Annotated in this window: 15 protein-coding genes; 9 read left to right on the top strand and 6 right to left on the bottom strand. The window is 72.4% G+C overall.

Annotated elements, in window-relative coordinates; genetic code table 11:
• Positions 1-793 precede the first annotated feature (793 nt).
• On the bottom strand, positions 794-2,128 hold the full coding sequence (locus tag ACIOHP_RS08330) for a sensor histidine kinase (RefSeq protein ID WP_401884507.1): 1,335 nt from the start codon (positions 2,126-2,128) through the stop codon (positions 794-796).
• Positions 2,129-2,381: 253 nt separating this feature from the next.
• Between ACIOHP_RS08330 and ACIOHP_RS08325 the strand changes: the two genes are divergently transcribed.
• From ACIOHP_RS08325 to ACIOHP_RS08315, 3 genes are read left to right on the top strand one after another with little or no spacing between them, the layout of a single operon-like run.
• The gene (locus tag ACIOHP_RS08325) at positions 2,382-3,239 is read left to right on the top strand and encodes a MaoC/PaaZ C-terminal domain-containing protein (protein WP_401884505.1); all 858 of its coding nucleotides are present in this window, start codon (positions 2,382-2,384) and stop codon (positions 3,237-3,239) included.
• A 29-nt stretch (positions 3,240-3,268) separates the two neighbouring features.
• Positions 3,269-4,345 (top strand): Zn-dependent alcohol dehydrogenase, encoded by a 1,077-nt coding sequence (locus ACIOHP_RS08320; protein WP_401884503.1) that lies wholly within the window; start codon positions 3,269-3,271, stop codon positions 4,343-4,345.
• A 12-nt stretch (positions 4,346-4,357) separates the two neighbouring features.
• On the top strand, positions 4,358-5,296 hold the full coding sequence (locus ACIOHP_RS08315) for a 3-oxoacyl-ACP reductase (RefSeq protein WP_401884501.1): 939 nt from the start codon (positions 4,358-4,360) through the stop codon (positions 5,294-5,296).
• Between the two features lie 320 nt (positions 5,297-5,616).
• On the opposite strand, the gene ACIOHP_RS08310 is transcribed toward ACIOHP_RS08315, so the two are convergent.
• A complete protein-coding gene (locus tag ACIOHP_RS08310; protein WP_401884499.1) occupies positions 5,617-6,873 on the bottom strand; it encodes a hypothetical protein in 1,257 nt (418 codons plus the stop codon).
• Positions 6,874-7,061: 188 nt separating this feature from the next.
• Here ACIOHP_RS08310 and ACIOHP_RS08305 point away from each other — a divergent pair, with 188 nt between their 5' ends.
• The 3 genes from ACIOHP_RS08305 to ACIOHP_RS08295 are packed head-to-tail and all read left to right on the top strand — an operon-like array spanning position 7,062 to position 9,952.
• Entirely contained in the window at positions 7,062-7,922 is an 861-nt protein-coding gene (locus ACIOHP_RS08305) for a Nif3-like dinuclear metal center hexameric protein (RefSeq protein ID WP_401884497.1), read from the top strand.
• A complete protein-coding gene (locus tag ACIOHP_RS08300) occupies positions 7,919-8,662 on the top strand; it encodes a C4-type zinc ribbon domain-containing protein (RefSeq protein WP_361540918.1) in 744 nt (247 codons plus the stop codon). The genes ACIOHP_RS08305 and ACIOHP_RS08300 overlap by 4 nt, the downstream gene beginning before the upstream one ends.
• A 12-nt stretch (positions 8,663-8,674) precedes the next feature.
• Entirely contained in the window at positions 8,675-9,952 is a 1,278-nt protein-coding gene (locus ACIOHP_RS08295) for a bifunctional RNase H/acid phosphatase (protein WP_401884495.1), read from the top strand.
• On the opposite strand, the gene ACIOHP_RS08290 is transcribed toward ACIOHP_RS08295, so the two are convergent.
• Entirely contained in the window at positions 9,924-10,586 is a 663-nt protein-coding gene (locus ACIOHP_RS08290; protein ID WP_401884493.1) for a bifunctional 4-hydroxy-2-oxoglutarate aldolase/2-dehydro-3-deoxy-phosphogluconate aldolase, read from the bottom strand. The genes ACIOHP_RS08295 and ACIOHP_RS08290 overlap by 29 nt on opposite strands.
• A 59-nt stretch (positions 10,587-10,645) precedes the next feature.
• Positions 10,646-11,428 (bottom strand): peroxide stress protein YaaA, encoded by a 783-nt coding sequence (gene yaaA / locus ACIOHP_RS08285; protein WP_401884491.1) that lies wholly within the window; start codon positions 11,426-11,428, stop codon positions 10,646-10,648.
• A gap of 113 nt (positions 11,429-11,541) precedes the next feature.
• On the opposite strand from yaaA, the gene ACIOHP_RS08280 reads away from it, so the two are divergent.
• Positions 11,542-12,969: an RNB domain-containing ribonuclease gene (locus ACIOHP_RS08280; RefSeq protein WP_401884489.1), complete on the top strand. Its 1,428-nt coding sequence runs from the start codon at positions 11,542-11,544 to the stop codon at positions 12,967-12,969.
• On the opposite strand, the gene ACIOHP_RS08275 is transcribed toward ACIOHP_RS08280, so the two are convergent.
• Together ACIOHP_RS08275 and ACIOHP_RS08270 are read right to left on the bottom strand one after the other, a co-directional pair.
• Positions 12,917-13,525 carry a hypothetical protein gene (locus ACIOHP_RS08275; protein WP_401884486.1) on the bottom strand — a complete coding sequence of 203 codons (609 nt, stop codon included), beginning with the start codon at positions 13,523-13,525 and terminating at the stop codon, positions 12,917-12,919. The genes ACIOHP_RS08280 and ACIOHP_RS08275 overlap by 53 nt on opposite strands.
• Positions 13,522-14,271, bottom strand: a complete 750-nt coding sequence (locus ACIOHP_RS08270; protein ID WP_401884484.1) for a MerR family transcriptional regulator — start codon at positions 14,269-14,271, stop codon at positions 13,522-13,524. Before ACIOHP_RS08270 ends, ACIOHP_RS08275 begins: the two co-directional genes overlap by 4 nt.
• Before the next feature lie 196 nt (positions 14,272-14,467).
• Here ACIOHP_RS08270 and ACIOHP_RS08265 point away from each other — a divergent pair, with 196 nt between their 5' ends.
• The gene (locus tag ACIOHP_RS08265) at positions 14,468-14,911 is read left to right on the top strand and encodes a DUF4260 family protein (RefSeq protein ID WP_361539943.1); all 444 of its coding nucleotides are present in this window, start codon (positions 14,468-14,470) and stop codon (positions 14,909-14,911) included.
• Positions 14,904-15,425 carry a TetR/AcrR family transcriptional regulator gene (locus ACIOHP_RS08260; RefSeq protein WP_401884480.1) on the top strand — a complete coding sequence of 174 codons (522 nt, stop codon included), beginning with the start codon at positions 14,904-14,906 and terminating at the stop codon, positions 15,423-15,425. The genes ACIOHP_RS08265 and ACIOHP_RS08260 overlap by 8 nt, the downstream gene beginning before the upstream one ends.
• The last annotated feature ends 22 nt before the right edge of the window (positions 15,426-15,447 follow it).

The raw sequence follows: 15,447 nt of genomic DNA, 5'->3' as shown, positions 1-15,447 counted from the left end.
CTCACCCTCGGCCCTGGCCCCATCCCTCGCACCGGGCCTTTCACCCTCGGCCCTGGCCCCGGGCCTCTCGCACCGGGCCTTTCACCCTCGGCCCTGGCCCCGGGCCTCTCGTGCCGGGCCTCTTGTCCTCGGCCCTGGCCCCTGGCCCCTCGTGCCGGGCCTCTGGCCCCCGCCCCTCGCCGCGGGCGCCCCGCACCCTGGGCCTCTCGCCTTGGGTCCTTCACCCCGGGCTTCTCGCCCTGCCCCCTCACCTGGCGCCTCCCGCTGGGCCTCCGGCTCCCGACCTTCGCCTCGGCGCGGACTCCGGCCCCGGGGCCTTTCGCCCAGGGCCCTTCACCCCGGACCCCGCACCTTGGGCCCCGCACCTCGGGCTTCTCGCTCCGGCCCCTCGCTCCGGCCCCTCGCCCCGGCCCCTCACCTCGGGCCCCTCGCCCGGGCTTCTCGCCTCCGCCCCTTCACCTCGGGCCCCTCGCCCGGGCTTCTCGCCTCCGCCCCTTCACCTCGGGCCTCCCGCCGAGCCTCCGGCCCCCGCACCACGGGCTTCTCGCCTTGGGTCCTTCACCCCCGGCTTCTCACCCTGCCCCCTCACCGCTGGGCCTCCCGCTGGGCCTCCGGCCCTCGACCCTCGCCTCGGCGCGCACCCCGGCCCCGGGGCCTTTCGCCCAGGACCCCCCACCTCGGGCTTCTCGCCCCGGCCCCGCACCTTGGGCCCCGCACCTCGGGCTTCTCACCCCAGCACCTCACCCCGCACCCCGGACCCCGCACCCCGCCCCCGAACCTCTCCCCCCGCCCCTCACCCCACCGCCGCCACCTCCCGCTCCAACACCTCCACCGGAAGCTCCGCCATCACCACGAACCCGCCCCTCGGGCCCGGGCCCGCCTCCAGTCGGCCGCCCGCCGCCGCGAGGCGTTCCGACAGGCCCTTCAGACCGGTGCCGGCAGAGCCCATCGAACCCACCCCGGTCACCGCACCCACCGCATTGACCCCGCCCATCGAACCCGCCCCGCTCACCGCACCGACCGCACCCACCACCCCCCGCCCGTCGTCCACCACCCGCAGCCGCACCCGTTCCGCCGTCCCCTCCACCGTGATCTCGCACCGTGAAGCCCCGCTGTGCCGCACCGCGTTGGTGACGGCCTCCCGTACGACCCAGCTCAGCAGCGTCTCCGTGTCGGCGGTCAGGGGTGGGCCGGAGTGGCGTACGACGGGTTCGATGGACGCGGCCTCCAGGGCCGAGCGGGCGCGGTCCAGTTCTGTGCTGAGGCTTCCTTCGCGGTAGCCGGTGACCGCCTCACGGATCTCGGTGAGCGCCTGGCGGCCCACGGACTCGATGTCGGTGATCTGGGCGAGGGCCGCGTCCATGTCGCGGAGGGCCAGACGGCGGGCGGCCTCCGACTTGACCACGATCACGGACAGGGTGTGGCCGAGGAGGTCGTGGAGGTCGCGGGAGAAGCGCAGGCGTTCCTTCTCGACCGCGCGCCGGGCCAGTTCCTCGCGGGCGGCGCGCAGTTCCCGTACCGCCTCGGAGAGGGACAGGATCGCCGCGGTCACCATCGTCGACAGGAAGGTGGCGTATCCGATGTTCACCGCGTCCCAGCCGTCCCGGACCGCGGAGACGGCCACCGCGAGCGCGGTGAGGCAGAGTCCGGTACGGCCGAGCCAGGGGCCGCGGGTCACGGCGCCCGTGGCCAGTCCGAGCAGGGGGAAGAAGTACAGCCAGTTGCCGCCGTAGCCGATGGCCAGGGCGCAGGTGACCACGCCCATCAGGACGAGCGCGACCCGGGTCGAGCGGGCCTCGCGCTTCTCCTTCACGAAGGCGCGGAAGACGACGTAGATGTAGAGGGAGTTGAAGGCGAGCAGGCCGAGGGCGCCCAGCCATGGCTGGGGCGTTCCGGCCTGGAAGACGTTGGAGAAGGCGCCCATTCCCATCAGCAGCCAGGGGAGGAGGGAGAAGCCGGTGGGCGGCGGGCCCGGGTTCTCGACCGGCACGCCGGTTTCGCGGGCGGTGCGCTGGTCGGCTTTGAAGCGTTCCATGTCCGACTTCCAGTCCGCCCGCGCCGCCTGCCACGCGTCCGTACGGCACGACGCCCTGCGCCACCACGACCCGTTCCCGCTGCCTTGTGTCATGGCTCCCACGCTACGAACCCGCCCACGTGCGCGGCAGAGGGACATGTACGGAATCCGGCAGTACAAATGTCATGGACCCCGGCATCTGACATGCCGTCAGTAGTCTTCACAACTTCTGAGAGCTGGGCTATACAGGGGTCGCCGTACTGGAACGCGTTCTAGAACGAGCGCGGAGGCACGGACCCGTGAACGACCTCGGTGCGGCCGACGGTGCGGACGGTCGCACCGAGGTCTCTGAGCCCTCAGGAGCCCCATGCCCATCGACGCCGCAAAGGCAGTGGCCGCCGAACCCCGGACGGGCGAGATCGCCTGGAACTCCAAGGACGTGCAGCTCTACCACCTCGGCATCGGAGCAGGCGTCCCGGCGACGGACCCGGACGAGCTGCGCTACACCCTCGAGTCCAGACTGCACGTCCTGCCGAGCTTCGCCACCGTCGCCGGCTCCGGCTCGCCCGGCGTGATCAGCGGTCTGTCCATGCCCGGCATCGAGGTCGACCTCGCCAAGGTCCTGCACGGCGGCCAGGCGCTGACCATCCACCGCCCGCTGCCCGCCGCGGGCACCGCCACCGCCACCGGCCGTATCGCCGCGGTCTACGACAAGGGCAAGGCCGCCGTCCTCGTCATGCGCACCGAAGTCGCCGACGCCGACGGCCCGTTGTGGACCAACGACGCGCAGATCTTCGTACGCGGCGAAGGGGGCTGGGGCGGCGACCGGGGACCGTCCGGCCGCCTCGACCCGCCCTCCGGCGAGCCCGACCGGGTCGTCGAGCGGGCCGTCCGCGAGGACCAGGCCCTGCTCTACCGCCTCTCCGGCGACTGGAACCCGCTGCACGCCGACCCCGAGTTCGCCAAGGTCGCCGGGTTCGAGCGGCCCATCCTGCACGGACTGTGCACCTACGGCATCACCCTCAAGGCGGTCGTCGACACCGCGCTGGGCGGGGACGTGACGCGGGTGCGGTCCTACGTCACCCGGTTCGCCGGGGTCGTGTACCCGGGGGAGACCCTGCGCATCCGGATGTGGGAACAGCAGGACGCCGTACGGGTCGCCGTGAGCGCCGTCGAACGGGACGACGCGCCCGTCCTCGCCGACACCGTCGTCGAACACACCTGAGCACACCAGCCGTTGAGGGGAGCCGCACCATGCGCGCAGCCGTACTGCACGAGATCGGCCAGGACAAGCTGGAGGTCCTCGACGACGTCGAGGCGGTCGGGTTCGGTCCCGGGAAGGTCAGGATCAGGGTGCGGGCCGCGGGGCTGTGCCACTCGGATCTGTCCGGGATGAGCGGCGTGCTGCCGCAGCCCGCGCCCTTCGTGCCCGGTCACGAGGGCGCGGGCGAGATCCTCGAAGTCGGGGAGGGCGTAGGCCACTTGAAGGCCGGAGACCGGGTCGTCGTCTGCTGGCTGCCCGCCTGCGGCGCGTGTCCGGCGTGCAAGCGCGGCCAGACCGAGCTGTGTCTGGCCGGGTTCATGAACGCCGGCACCCCCAACTTCAGGCGCCCCGCCGGAGACGTCTTCGGCATGGCCGGCACCGGCACCTTCACCGAGGAGGTCGTCGTCGACGCGGGCTGCGCGGTACCGATCCCCGACGACGTGCCCTTCGACATCGCCGCGCTGATCGGCTGCGGAGTCACCACGGGCCTCGGCGCCGCCCTCAACACCGCCGACGTACAGGCCGGCTCGTCCGTCGCCGTCATCGGCTGCGGCGGCGTCGGCATCTCCGCGATCCAGGGCGCCCGGCTCAAGGGCGCGGCGGAGATCGTGGCCGTCGACCCGGTGCTCTCCCGCCGTGAGTCCGCCCTCAAGTTCGGTGCCACCAGGGCCGTTTCCCCCGACGAGCTGGCCGACGCCAAGCAACAGGTCACCGCGGGCGAGGGCTTCGACTACGTCTTCGAGGTCGTCGGGAAGTCGGCCACGGCCCGCACCGCGTACGAGAACACCCGGCGCGGCGGCACCCTGGTCGTCGTCGGCGCGGGCGCCATGGACGACAACCTCCAGCTCAACATGTTCGAGCTGTTCTTCGACGAGAAGCGGATCCTGCCGTCCATGTACGGCGGCGGTGACGTCCTGACCTCCTACGAGCGGACCATCGCCCTGTGGCGGGCGGGCCGCGTCGACCTGGAGGGCCTGATCACCCACCGCGTCCCGCTGGCCGACATCAACGAGGCCCTGGACCAGATGCGCACCGGCACCTCGCTGCGCACCTGCATAGAGATCTGAGGAACTCCGGGTATGTCACAGCCACTTGAGGGGCTCTCCGCGATCGTCACCGGTGCCGGACGCGGCCTGGGCCGGGCCGAGGCGCTCGAACTCGCCCGGCTCGGCGCCGCCGTCGTCGTCAACGACTACGGGCAGCCCGGCCGGGACGGCTCCGGCGAGGCCTCCGCGGGCCCCGCCGAGGAGGTCGCCGCCGAGATCCGCGCGGCGGGCGGCACGGCGCTCGCCCACACCGGGGACGTCTCCGACTTCTCACAGGCCCAGCGGCTCGTGCAGTCGGCCGTCGAGGAGTTCGGCAAGCTCGACATCCTCGTCAACAACGCGGGCATCCTGCGCGACCGCATGGTCTTCTCCATGACCGAACAGGAGTGGGACTCGGTGATCCGGGTCCACCTCAAGGGTCACTTCAACACCACCCGCTTCGCCTCCGCGCACTGGCGGGAGAGGTCCAAGGCGACGGGCGGGCCGGTGTACGGGCGGATCGTGAACACCTCGTCGGAGGCGTTCCTGGCGGGCTCGGCCGGACAGCCCAACTACGCCGCCGCGAAAGGCGGAATCGTCGGGCTCACCACCTCCACGGCCCTCGCCCTCGCCAAGTACGGCGTCACCGCGAACGTCATCTGCCCGCGCGCCCGCACCCGGATGACCGAGGACGTCTTCGCGGGCCTCGAAGCGCCCGACGCCGGGCTCGACCCGCTCGCCCCCGAGCATGTGGCCCCGCTCGTCGGCTACCTGGCCTCACCCGCCGCCGCCCGCGTCAATGGCCAGCTGCTCGTCTTGCACGGAGGGATGGTCGCCGTCGTCGAACGACCGCGAGTGCAGGCCAAGTTCGACAGCAAGCAGGAGACCTTCACGTACGACGAACTGGACGCGCTGCTCACCCCGCACTACGCCGGGCGGCCCTCGGGGGAGACGTTCGCGGCGGCGGAGGTGCTGGGACTCAAGCGGGAGTAGACATACGGGAGCAGACATACGGAAGGGGTCCGCGTGTCAGCCGACACGCGGACCCCTTCGCCGTACCGTCAGGCAGCCTTCTCGGCTTCCTCGACCGGCTTGCGGTGCCGGCCCCGAGGGGCCGAATCGCCGTCGTGAGCCGAGACCTGCCCCCGGTGCCGACCGTGGCCGGACGTCTGCTGGACATCGGTGCGCGGCGGCTGAATCGTGCTTGCGTCGCTCATCGGAAGAACTCACCCCGTCAACATGATCTTTCTAACAGCCGGGCGAGTTTAACCAACCGACCACGGGGCGAATCCAGGCGGCCACGCCAACCGGCACTAGTTCGTTACAAGACCGCCCAACGGCGTTTTCCCGAGGCCCTTCGACGCCGCTTTCCCGAGCGCCTCCAACGGCGCCTGCCCGAGCGGCACCGGTCTCAGTACCGCGGGCTCCGGAGGATCCGGTGGCGGCGGCCCGTCCGAGTCCGACGGCCTCCCCGGCGTCGACTCGTCGGCCGTCGCGTCCCGGACCGGATCCCCCGGGCCCGCGTCCCCCGTCCTTCCCCCGCCCCCCGCTTCCCCCGTCGGCACCGTCAACTCCGCCACCCCGCACGACACTTCGTCCGTCGCGTACGGCAACCGCAGCACCCCGTCCCGCGTCCACAGCCCGGCACCCGTCAACCACCCCATGGGCGCCGCGAGATGGTGCACCTGCCGCCCGTTCGGCCGCCACATGCCGACCCAGCTGCCGACCGGCCCGTCGATGCGCAGCGCCACCGCACAGTTCTCCGGCATCAGCACCTGCCCCGGCTGGGCGGCGAACGGCGTCACCGCGCACTCGGGCAGCCGCAGGCTCTCCGGGAAACGCACCGGCAGCGTGCTGCCGAGCACCCCCCAGCCGAGCCGCTCCTCACCGGGCGCGTCCGAACGGATCAGCAGCAGCCCGCTGTCCGGGTCGGCGAGCAGCAGCCGGTCGTCACTGCCCGCGGAGATCTGCAGCAGCGGCGACACCTCACCGGCGCGCTCCAGATCGACCACGATCGCCTTGGTGCACCCCCCGACCTCCCGGTCGAGCGCCAGCATCCGCCCCGCCCGGTCCAGCCACACCCCGCCCGAGCAGCGCCCCGGGATCTCCGCGAGGTGCTCGGGCCCGAAGGCGCCCCCCGCCACCAGCCACACCGCGGTCGAGTGCCGGCCCGCGGCGAGGGCGTACGCCTTGTCGCCCCCCGGTGCGGGGGGCAGCAGCCACAGCCGGGTGCCCTCCTCCGGGCACTCGACGGCCCCGAGCGGCAGCTCGCCGGTGGCGGGGCCGGTCGGGTAGAGCAGCGAGAAGTTGTGCCGCCCGTCCGCGAACCGCCTGATCAGAACCCGTCCGTCGCCCATCGGCTGCACCTCGGTGCCCGGCTCCTCCGGCTGGTTGCCGGGCAGCGGTACCGCGTACGGCTCGGGGCCGTCCAGCGTCCAGCGCTCCGGGAACCAGGAGTCGCCGTCCAGCGTGAGGCGGGCGGCGTACGCGCCGTCCGCGGTGATCGTGCAGCCAGCCTTCGGCGTACCGTCCTCGTCCGCCGTCGTGGGCTCGATCGCACAGGCCGTCATCGTTCGGTCACCTCCGGCCACGAAGCTAGTTTTCGCACGCACGGACGTGGGACGAGCCGACGACCACTTCACACAAAGGGGTGGCCCAGGAACGATTCGCCTGAGGAAAACGGGACGATTGTGCTGGGCGGGGTCATCGGGAGCCGGACCGGTACATCGGCACAGACCAGCCAGGTAGCCTTTGCCCCGTGCCCCGTCTGTCTGAAGTCATCACCGCGCTGGAGAACCTGTGGCCCGCCGAGCGGGCCGAGTCCTGGGACGCGGTCGGTACCGTCGTGGGCGACCCCGACCAGGAGGTCTCGCGGGTCCTGTTCGCCGTCGACCCGGTCCAGGAGATCGTCGACGAGGCGGTGAAGCTGGGCGCCGACCTGCTGGTCACCCACCACCCGCTCTATCTGCGGGGTACGACGACGGTCGCGGCGAGCCACTTCAAGGGGCGCGTCGTCCACACGCTCATCAAGAACGACATCGCCCTGCACGTGGCGCACACGAACGCGGACACCGCGGACCCCGGGGTGAGCGACGCGCTCGCGGGCGCGCTGGACCTCCGGGTCGTACGACCGCTCGTGCCGGACCCCTCCGACAAGGAGGGCCGCCGAGGCCTCGGCCGGATCTGCGAGCTGGACCACCCGCTGCCCCTGAAGGACTTCGCGGCACGTGCCGCCGCCCGGCTCCCCGCCACCGCGCAGGGCATCCGCGTCGCCGGCGACCCCGAGGCGGTCGTCCGCACGGTCGCCGTCAGCGGCGGCTCCGGCGACAGCCTCTTCGACGCCGTACGCGCCGCGGGCGTCGACGCCTTCCTCACCGCGGACCTCCGCCACCACCCGGCGTCCGAGGCCGTCGCCCACAGTCCTCTCGCGCTGCTCGACGCGGCGCACTGGGCCACCGAATGGCCCTGGTGCGAGCTGGCCGCGACCCAGCTCGACGAGATCTCCGACCGCCATGGATGGGGCCTGCGGGTCCACGTCTCCAAGACGGTCACCGACCCCTGGACCGCCCACGCGGCGTCCGCCACCGACACCACCGACTCACTGGGAGCCCCCAACTGAACGCCGCGCCCGCCGACCAGATCCGCCTCCTCGAGGTCCAGGCCCTCGACGTCCGCCTCCAGCAGCTCGCGCACAAGCGCAAGTCGCTGCCCGAGCACGCCGAGATCGAGTCGCTGACCAAGGACCACACCCAGCTGCGTGACCTGCTGGTCGCCGCGCAGACCGAGGAGAGCGACACCGCCCGCGAGCAGACCAAGGCGGAGCAGGACGTGGACCAGGTGCGTCAGCGCGCCACCCGCGACCAGCAGCGCCTGGACTCCGGGGCCGTCACCTCCCCGAAGGACCTGGAGAACCTCCAGCGCGAGATCACCTCCCTCGCCAAGCGCCAGGGCGACCTGGAGGACATCGTCCTGGAGGTCATGGAGCGCCGGGAGTCCGCACAGGAGCGGGTCGCCGAGCTGACCGAGCGGGTCGGCTCGGTGCAGGGCAAGGTCGACGACGCGACGGCCCGCCGGGAGGCCGCGTTCGAGGGCATCGACAACGAGGTCGCCACCGTCACCAAGGAGCGCGAGGTCATCGCGGGCACGATCCCCGCGGACCTCCTCAAGCTCTACGACAAGCTGCGCGAGCAGCAGGGCGGCATCGGTGCGGCGAAGCTGTACCAGCGGACCTGCCAGGGCTGCCGCCAGGAGCTGGCGATCACCGACATCAACGAGATCCGCGCGGCCGCGCCGGACACGGTCGTCCGCTGCGAGAACTGCCGCCGCATCCTGGTGCGTACGTCCGAGTCCGGCCTGTAAGGAGCGTCGCGCGTGCGGGAGTTCATCGTCGAGGCCGACGGCGGGTCCCGGGGCAACCCCGGACCCGCGGGCTACGGCTCCGTGGTCATCGACGCGGCGACCGGCGAGACGCTGATGGAGCGGGCCGAGTACATCGGCGTCGCGACCAACAACGTCGCCGAGTACCGGGGCCTGCTGGCCGGTCTGCGCGCCGCGCACGAACTGGACCCCACCGCCTCGGTCCACGTCCGCATGGACTCCAAGCTCGTCGTCGAGCAGATGTCGGGCCGCTGGAAGATCAAGCACCCGGACATGAAGCCGCTCGCGATGGAGGCGGGGCGGGTGTATCCGCCGGACCAGGTGACGTACGAGTGGATCCCGCGGGAGAGCAACAAGCACGCGGACCGGCTCGCGAACGAGGCGATGGACGCGGGGAAGCGGGGGGAGCAGTGGTCGGCGTCGGATTCGACGGCGGAGCCGGACGCCTCCGCCGCTGCGGTGTCTGAGCCTGTGGGTCCGCCGGGGGATGCGGTCGCCGGTGCGGCGAAGGTGCGTGCGGCGTTGGGTTCTGCCGCTGCCGGGGGTTCCCGGCCTGCCTCTGCCGTGTCTTCCTCCGCTGCGGCCGAGGCTGATGTGAGTGCCGCGAAGGTGGTGGCCAGCCCCGGGTGGGCGCCGGCCGACATGGGGGCGCCCGCGACCTTTGTGCTGCTGCGGCACGGGGAGACGCCGTTGACGCCCCAGAAGCGCTTCTCGGGGAGTGGAGGGACCGATCCGTCCCTGTCCGACGTCGGGCGTGAGCAGGCCGAGCGGGTCGCTGCTGCCCTTGCCCGGCGCGGGACCGTCCAGGAGATCCTCGCCTCGCCCCTCACCCGTACCCGGGAGACCGCCGCCGCGGTGGCCGAGCGGCTCGGGCTCGACGTGACCGTCGAGGACGGGCTCCGGGAGACCGACTTCGGGGCGTGGGAGGGGCTCACCTTCGCCGAGGTGCGGGAGCGCTACCCCGACGACCTCAACACCTGGCTCTCCGACCCGGACGCCGAACCCACCGGCGGCGGCGAGAGCTTCGCGGCCACGGCCACCCGTATCGCGGCGACGAGGGACAAGCTGGTCGCGGCGTACGCGGGACGCACGGTCCTGCTCGTCACGCATGTCACGCCGATCAAGACGTTCGTACGACTCGCGCTCGGCGCCCCACCGGAGTCCCTGTTCCGGATGGAACTGTCGGCCGCGTCCCTGTCCGCCGTGGCGTACTACGCCGACGGCAACGCGAGCGTACGGCTCTTCAACGACACGTCCCACCTGCGTCCCTGAGCCCCGACGCCGCGCGGGCCAGCTCTTCGATCCGGTCCCAGTCCCGCGCGGCGACCGCATCCGCGGGCAGCATCCACGTCCCGCCGACGCACCCGACGTTGGGCAGGGCCAGATACTCCGGCGCGTTCGCCGGACCGATACCGCCCGTGGGGCAGAACCGCGCCTGAGGCAGCGGCCCGGCCAGCGACTTCAGATACGCCGTCCCGCCCGCCGCCTGCGCAGGGAAGAACTTCATCTCCCGCACCCCGCGCTCCAGCAGCGCCACGACCTCCGACACCGTGGACACCCCCGGCAGGAACGGCACCCCGGACGCCCGCATCGCGGTCAGCAGTACGTCCGTCCAGCCCGGGCTGACCAGGAACCGCGCCCCGGCCTCCACGCACCGCTTCACCTGCTCCGGCGTCACGACCGTCCCCGCGCCGACCACCGCGCCGGGCACCCCGTCGGCGATGGCCCGGATCGCCTCCAGCGCGACCGGCGTCCGCAAGGTCACCTCGATCGCCGGCAGCCCTCCGGCCACCAGCGCCCGCGCCAGCGGCACGGCATCGGAGGCGTCCTCGATGACGACGACGGGCACGACGGGCGCGAGGTCGAGCACGGAGGCGTACGGCGAGGAGGGCAGCGGCGAGGTCATGGCCTCATCGTGCCCAGGGGGAGCGGTGTGCGCAACGAACGTTGCAGAGGATGCAACCGCTAGTGGATCTCGTCCACCAGCACATCCAGCGTCCACGCCTTACCGGCGCCCTTCGGCGGCTCGACCTCCACCACATACCCGAGGTCCCGCAGCGCCTCCACCAGCTGGGCGGGCCCCGTCGGCGCGATGCCCGCCGACAGCAGACTCCGTACGATCCGCCCCTTGGTCGCCTTGTTGAAGTGACTGACCACCTTCCGCGTCGGCGCGTGCAGCACCCGCACACTCGCCGTCCGCCCGGCCACCTCACCCTTCGGCTTCCACGCCGCCGCATACGCCGAGGACCGCAGATCCAGCACCAGCCCGTTCCCCGCCGCCTCGGGAAGCGCCGCCGCCATCGGCGTACGCCAGTGCGCGCCCAGCGCTCCGAGGCCGGGCAGCTTCACACCCATGGAGCACCGGTACGACGGGATCCGGTCCGCGACCCCGACGGCACCCCACAACCCCGAGAAGACGAGGAGCTGACGGGCGGCCCGCTTCTTGGCGGCCGTGTCGAGGGAGGACAGCTCCAGGGCGTCGTACAACACCCCGGTGTAGATCTCCCCGGCGGGCCGCGCCCCGGCCGTCAGCAGCTCGGTGTTCTTGCCGACCTCGCCCCGCAGCCCCTCGCTCAGTCCGAGCACCTCGCGCGCCTTGTCCTCGTCGCCGGCGCACAGTTCGACGAGCTCGCCGAGAACGGCCGCACGGGCCTCGGTCAGCCCCGGCAGCGACAACGACTCCAGCTTCAGCGGGGCGCCACGACCGGAGGAGGCCTTGCCTTCGGACGGCGGCAGCAGGACAAGCACGAGCGGGATCTCCTTCGGTGGCGGCGGCAGCAGCTGTGACGGCTGTAGATCCGATACAGCTCTGCGACAGCGTACGGCGTGCTCCCCGGGGTCCCCGGCCCTACGCTCGCTGTATGCCCCGCCGCCACATCCGCGTGACCGGCGCCCCCGAAGCCCCCCTCCGGGCCGCCCTCACAGCGCTGCGCACCGAACTGGGGGTGCCGCAGACGTATCCGCCGGAGGCCTCGGCGGACGCCGGGACACCTCCCGTGCTCCCGTCGTACGACGCCACCGACATCCCCCTGTTCACGATCGATCCCCCTGCCTCCACCGACCTCGACCAGGCGATGCACCTCTCCCGCCGGGGCGCCGGCTACCGCGTCCGGTACGCCATCGCGGACGTCGCCGCCTTCGTCGTCCCCGGATCGGCCCTGGACGCGGAGACACACCGCCGTGTGATGACCCTCTACTTCCCGGACGAGAAGGTCCCCCTGCACCCCGTCTCCCTCAGCGAGGGCGCGGCCAGCCTGCTCCCGGACCGGACGCGCCCGGCCGCCCTGTGGACGATCGACCTCGACGCGGAGGGCCGTACCGTCGCCGTCGACGTCCGCCGCGCCCTGGTCCGCAGCCGGGCCAAGCTGAACTACGAAGGCGTGCAGAAGGAGATCGACGCGAAGACGGCCGAGGAGCCACTGGCACTGCTGGAGGTGATCGGACGGCTGCGGGAGGAGCTCGAGGTCGAGCGGGGCGGGATCTCGCTGAACGTCCCCGAACAGGAGATCGTCGAGCGGGACGGGACGTACGAACTGACCTACCGCGCCGTGCTTCCCGCCGACGGCTGGAACGCCCAGATCTCCCTGCTGACCGGGATGGCGGCGGCGGACCTGATGCTGGCGCACGGCACCGGCGTTTTGCGCACCCTCCCCGCCGCCCCCGACGGCGCCGTCGGCCGCCTGCGCCGCACGGCCCACGCCCTGCACATCGACTGGCCGCACCACGTGTCGTACGCGGCGCTGGTCCGCTCCCTGGACCCGCACGTCCCGCACCACGCGGCGTTCCTCCAGGAGTGCACGACGCTGCTGCGGGGCGCGGGTTACACGGTCTTCCGGGACGGCGTACTGCCCGACATCACCACCCACTCGGCGGTCGCCGCGCCCTATGCCCACTGCACGGCACCACTGCGCCGCCTGGCCGACCGGTACGCGTCGGAGATCTGCCTCGCGGCGGTGGCGGGGGACCCGGTGCCCGACTGGGTTCTGGGCGCTTTCGACGCGCTGCCCCGCGAAATGGCCGAGGGCGGCCGGCGCGCGGGCGCGGTGGAACGGGCCTGCGTGGACATCGTCGAGGCGGCCCTGCTGAAGGACCGGGTGGGGGAGGTGTTCGACGGGTGCGTGGTGGAGGTCGAGGAGCGTCGACCGGCGGTGGGCGTGGTGCAGTTGGAGTCACCGGCGGTGATCGGACGGGTCGAGGGCGCCGGTCTGTCCCTGGGTGAGCGGCTGCGGGTCCGCCTCACACAGGCCGACCCTGGACCTGCTCCGACCGTGCGTTTCGTGCCTGCGTGACCGCGCGGACGAACTCGCCGGGTTCGTCGGCGTGGAAGCGGACGAGGTGGATCTGCTTCGGGCGTCCGAGGAAGGTGAAGTGGCGGACGGGCTGGGCCAGTTCGAGGGTGACGGTGGTCCGTGCGCCCATGGCGAGGTCGAGTTCGCCTTCGGTGCGCCGGTGGCTGGCGCGCAACTCGCGCCGTACGCCGGTGATGTGGTGCAGGGGTATGCGGAGGTCGACGAGCGCGGCGCGGCGGATCCGGAGGGAGTCGGCGTCGAGTACGTGGGGCCGTACGACGTTGGCCGCGTGCATGCCGACGACGAGGACGACGGCGTAGACGTCCAGGACGAGGACCGGCGTGTGCACGGCGGGCAGATCCCGCAGCAGCACGGACATCGTCACCGACTCGATCACGCACACGAACGCGAGCCCGAACATCAACGGGCCCTCGCCACGGGCGTATCCGAATCCTTGTCCGTGACCGGTCTGGTGCGTACGCCGGGCCACCCACAGCGCGAGGCTGACGAACAGCCGCAGTTCATGCCGTACGAGGGCGGAGGCCGCTGTCTTCATGTCTCCTCCGTGAGGATGCGCATGGCCCGGCGGATGGCTTCCGCCTGGGCCGGGGCGAAGTCGGCGTAGAAGGCGCGCAGGAAGCTGCTGCCGTGGTCCAGGGAGACGGCTTCGGGGAGCAGTTCGCGGGGTGTGCTGTCGGCGAGCTTGCGGGCGGCGTCGTCCACGCGAGGGTCGTCGACGGAGGCCTCGGCGAGGGCGTCGAGGAGCGCGTAGGCCTCGTTGGCCCTGGCCACCCCTTCGGGCGAGGCGAGCACGGAGTTCACCGCCGACAGCATCCGCTCCCGCTCCTCGGGGCTCGCGGCGGCCTCGATGAGGGCGAGCACCTCACGGTCCTTGGCGGCCATGGGGGAGTCGGACAGCGGGGTCATCTCACCGAACAGCGCGGCGAGTTCGGGGGAGACCGGCCCTTCGGCGGGCAGTTCGTCGGCGTCCAGCAGCGCCCGCAGCCGTACCCGCCGCTGCCGGATCGCCGCCTCCTGCCGGGCGAGATCCTCGTCCAGCTCCTGGAGGATCTCCGTGAGCTCTTTCTCCGTGTCGTCGGCCAGCACGTCCCGCACTTCCGCGAGCCCCAGCCCCAACTCGGTGAGCCGCCGGATCCGCGCGAGCACGACGGCGTGCCGCAGGGTGTAGTTCCGGTACCCGTTGCCCAGCCGCTCCGGCTCCGGCAGCAGCCCCTGATGGTGGTAGTGCCGCACGGTCCGCGTGGTGACGCCGACGGCGGCGGCGAGTTCTCCGATCCGCATGGGATCAGTAGAGACGTTGACGCTGCGGCAGGGTCAAGCGGCGGCGCGCCGTGGGCGGTGTCGGCGCGGCGGTCGGTTCCCCCCTCTTGACGGCTAACGCCGTTAGCCTTACTTTTATGGGCGTGGGGCTAACGGTGTTAGCCGCACATCGAGTCCCACCCCGCGATCGAGCCATCGACCCGTCCCGGAGGCAGCCATGAGCACCGTCACAAGCACCACCACGCACCGCTCGGCCCGCTCCCTCGCCCGCCGCACCGCATGGCTCGCCAACGCCCTGTTCTGGTCCGCCTTCGCGGTCCTGGAGGCCGTCAACCACGGCTGGCTCGCCGGCACCCTCGCGCTCGCCTTCTTCGTCCTGCCGGACCTGACCTTCCTGGTGGCCCTCGACGACGCGCCCCGGATGGCGAAGGGACAGCTGCCGCCACGCGCGGTGCCGTACTACAACGCGATGCACCGGGCCCTGGTCCCGCTGGCACTGCTGCTGGCCTACGCGTTCCAGCCCTTCTTCGCCTGGGCCCCCGCCTTCGCGGCCCTGTGCGGCTGGCTCGCCCACATCTCGTACGATCGCGCCTTCGGCTACGGACTGCGTACGAAGGAGGGCTTCCAGCGTGGAACCAAGGAGGGCTTCCAGCGTGACTGACCGTCTCACCCCCCGAGCCCGCGAGATCGCGACGGCCGCCCGGACCCTCCTGGAGGAGTCCGGGCCCGCCGCACTCACCCTGCGGACTCTCGCCGACCGCCTCGGCATCAAGGCGCCCTCCCTCTACAAGCACTTCCCCGACAAGCACGCCGTGGAGGTGGAGCTGATCGCGCAGATGCTGGAGGAGTCGGCGGCGGCGATGGAGGCGGCGGAGGAACGCGACCCCGGCTCCCTCCTGACCCTGGCGGAGGCCTACCGCACCTACGCCCTCGACCACCCCCACCTCTACTGCCTCGCCACCGAACGCCCCCTGCCCCGCGCCGCGCTGCCCGCCGGCCTGGAGGACCGGGCCGCGATGCCGCTGATGCGGGTGTGCGGCGGCGACCTCGACCTGGCCCGTTCGGTGTGGGCGTTCGCGCACGGGATGGTGGTCCTGGAGATCCACGGCCGGTTTCCGGACGACGCCGACCTGGGGGCGGCATGGAAACGGGGCCTGAAGGCGTTCTCCCGCTGACAGCTGTCCCGTGACCGGCTCA

This window comes from Streptomyces sp. NPDC087859, from assembly GCF_044742595.1.
Taxonomy (GTDB): Bacteria; Actinomycetota; Actinomycetes; order Streptomycetales; family Streptomycetaceae; genus Streptomyces; species Streptomyces canus_F.
The sequence above is the reverse complement of the archived record's forward strand: the minus strand, read 5'-3'. Positions and strand labels throughout refer to the sequence as shown.

Bases quoted from the DNA above. Each gene is read 5' to 3' on its own strand.
- ACIOHP_RS08280 (WP_401884489.1), top strand. From the start codon at position 11,542: ATGCCCCGCCGCCACATCCGCGTGACCGGCGCCCCCGAAGCCCCCCTC.
- ACIOHP_RS08310 (WP_401884499.1), bottom strand. From the start codon at position 6,873: ATGACGGCCTGTGCGATCGAGCCCACGACGGCGGACGAGGACGGTACG.
- ACIOHP_RS08325 (WP_401884505.1), top strand. From the start codon at position 2,382: ATGCCCATCGACGCCGCAAAGGCAGTGGCCGCCGAACCCCGGACGGGC.
- ACIOHP_RS08265 (WP_361539943.1), top strand. From the start codon at position 14,468: ATGAGCACCGTCACAAGCACCACCACGCACCGCTCGGCCCGCTCCCTC.
- ACIOHP_RS08290 (WP_401884493.1), bottom strand. From the start codon at position 10,586: ATGACCTCGCCGCTGCCCTCCTCGCCGTACGCCTCCGTGCTCGACCTC.
- ACIOHP_RS08270 (WP_401884484.1), bottom strand. From the start codon at position 14,271: ATGCGGATCGGAGAACTCGCCGCCGCCGTCGGCGTCACCACGCGGACC.
- ACIOHP_RS08315 (WP_401884501.1), top strand. From the start codon at position 4,358: ATGTCACAGCCACTTGAGGGGCTCTCCGCGATCGTCACCGGTGCCGGA.
- ACIOHP_RS08275 (WP_401884486.1), bottom strand. From the start codon at position 13,525: ATGAAGACAGCGGCCTCCGCCCTCGTACGGCATGAACTGCGGCTGTTC.
- ACIOHP_RS08320 (WP_401884503.1), top strand. From the start codon at position 3,269: ATGCGCGCAGCCGTACTGCACGAGATCGGCCAGGACAAGCTGGAGGTC.
- ACIOHP_RS08330 (WP_401884507.1), bottom strand. From the start codon at position 2,128: ATGACACAAGGCAGCGGGAACGGGTCGTGGTGGCGCAGGGCGTCGTGC.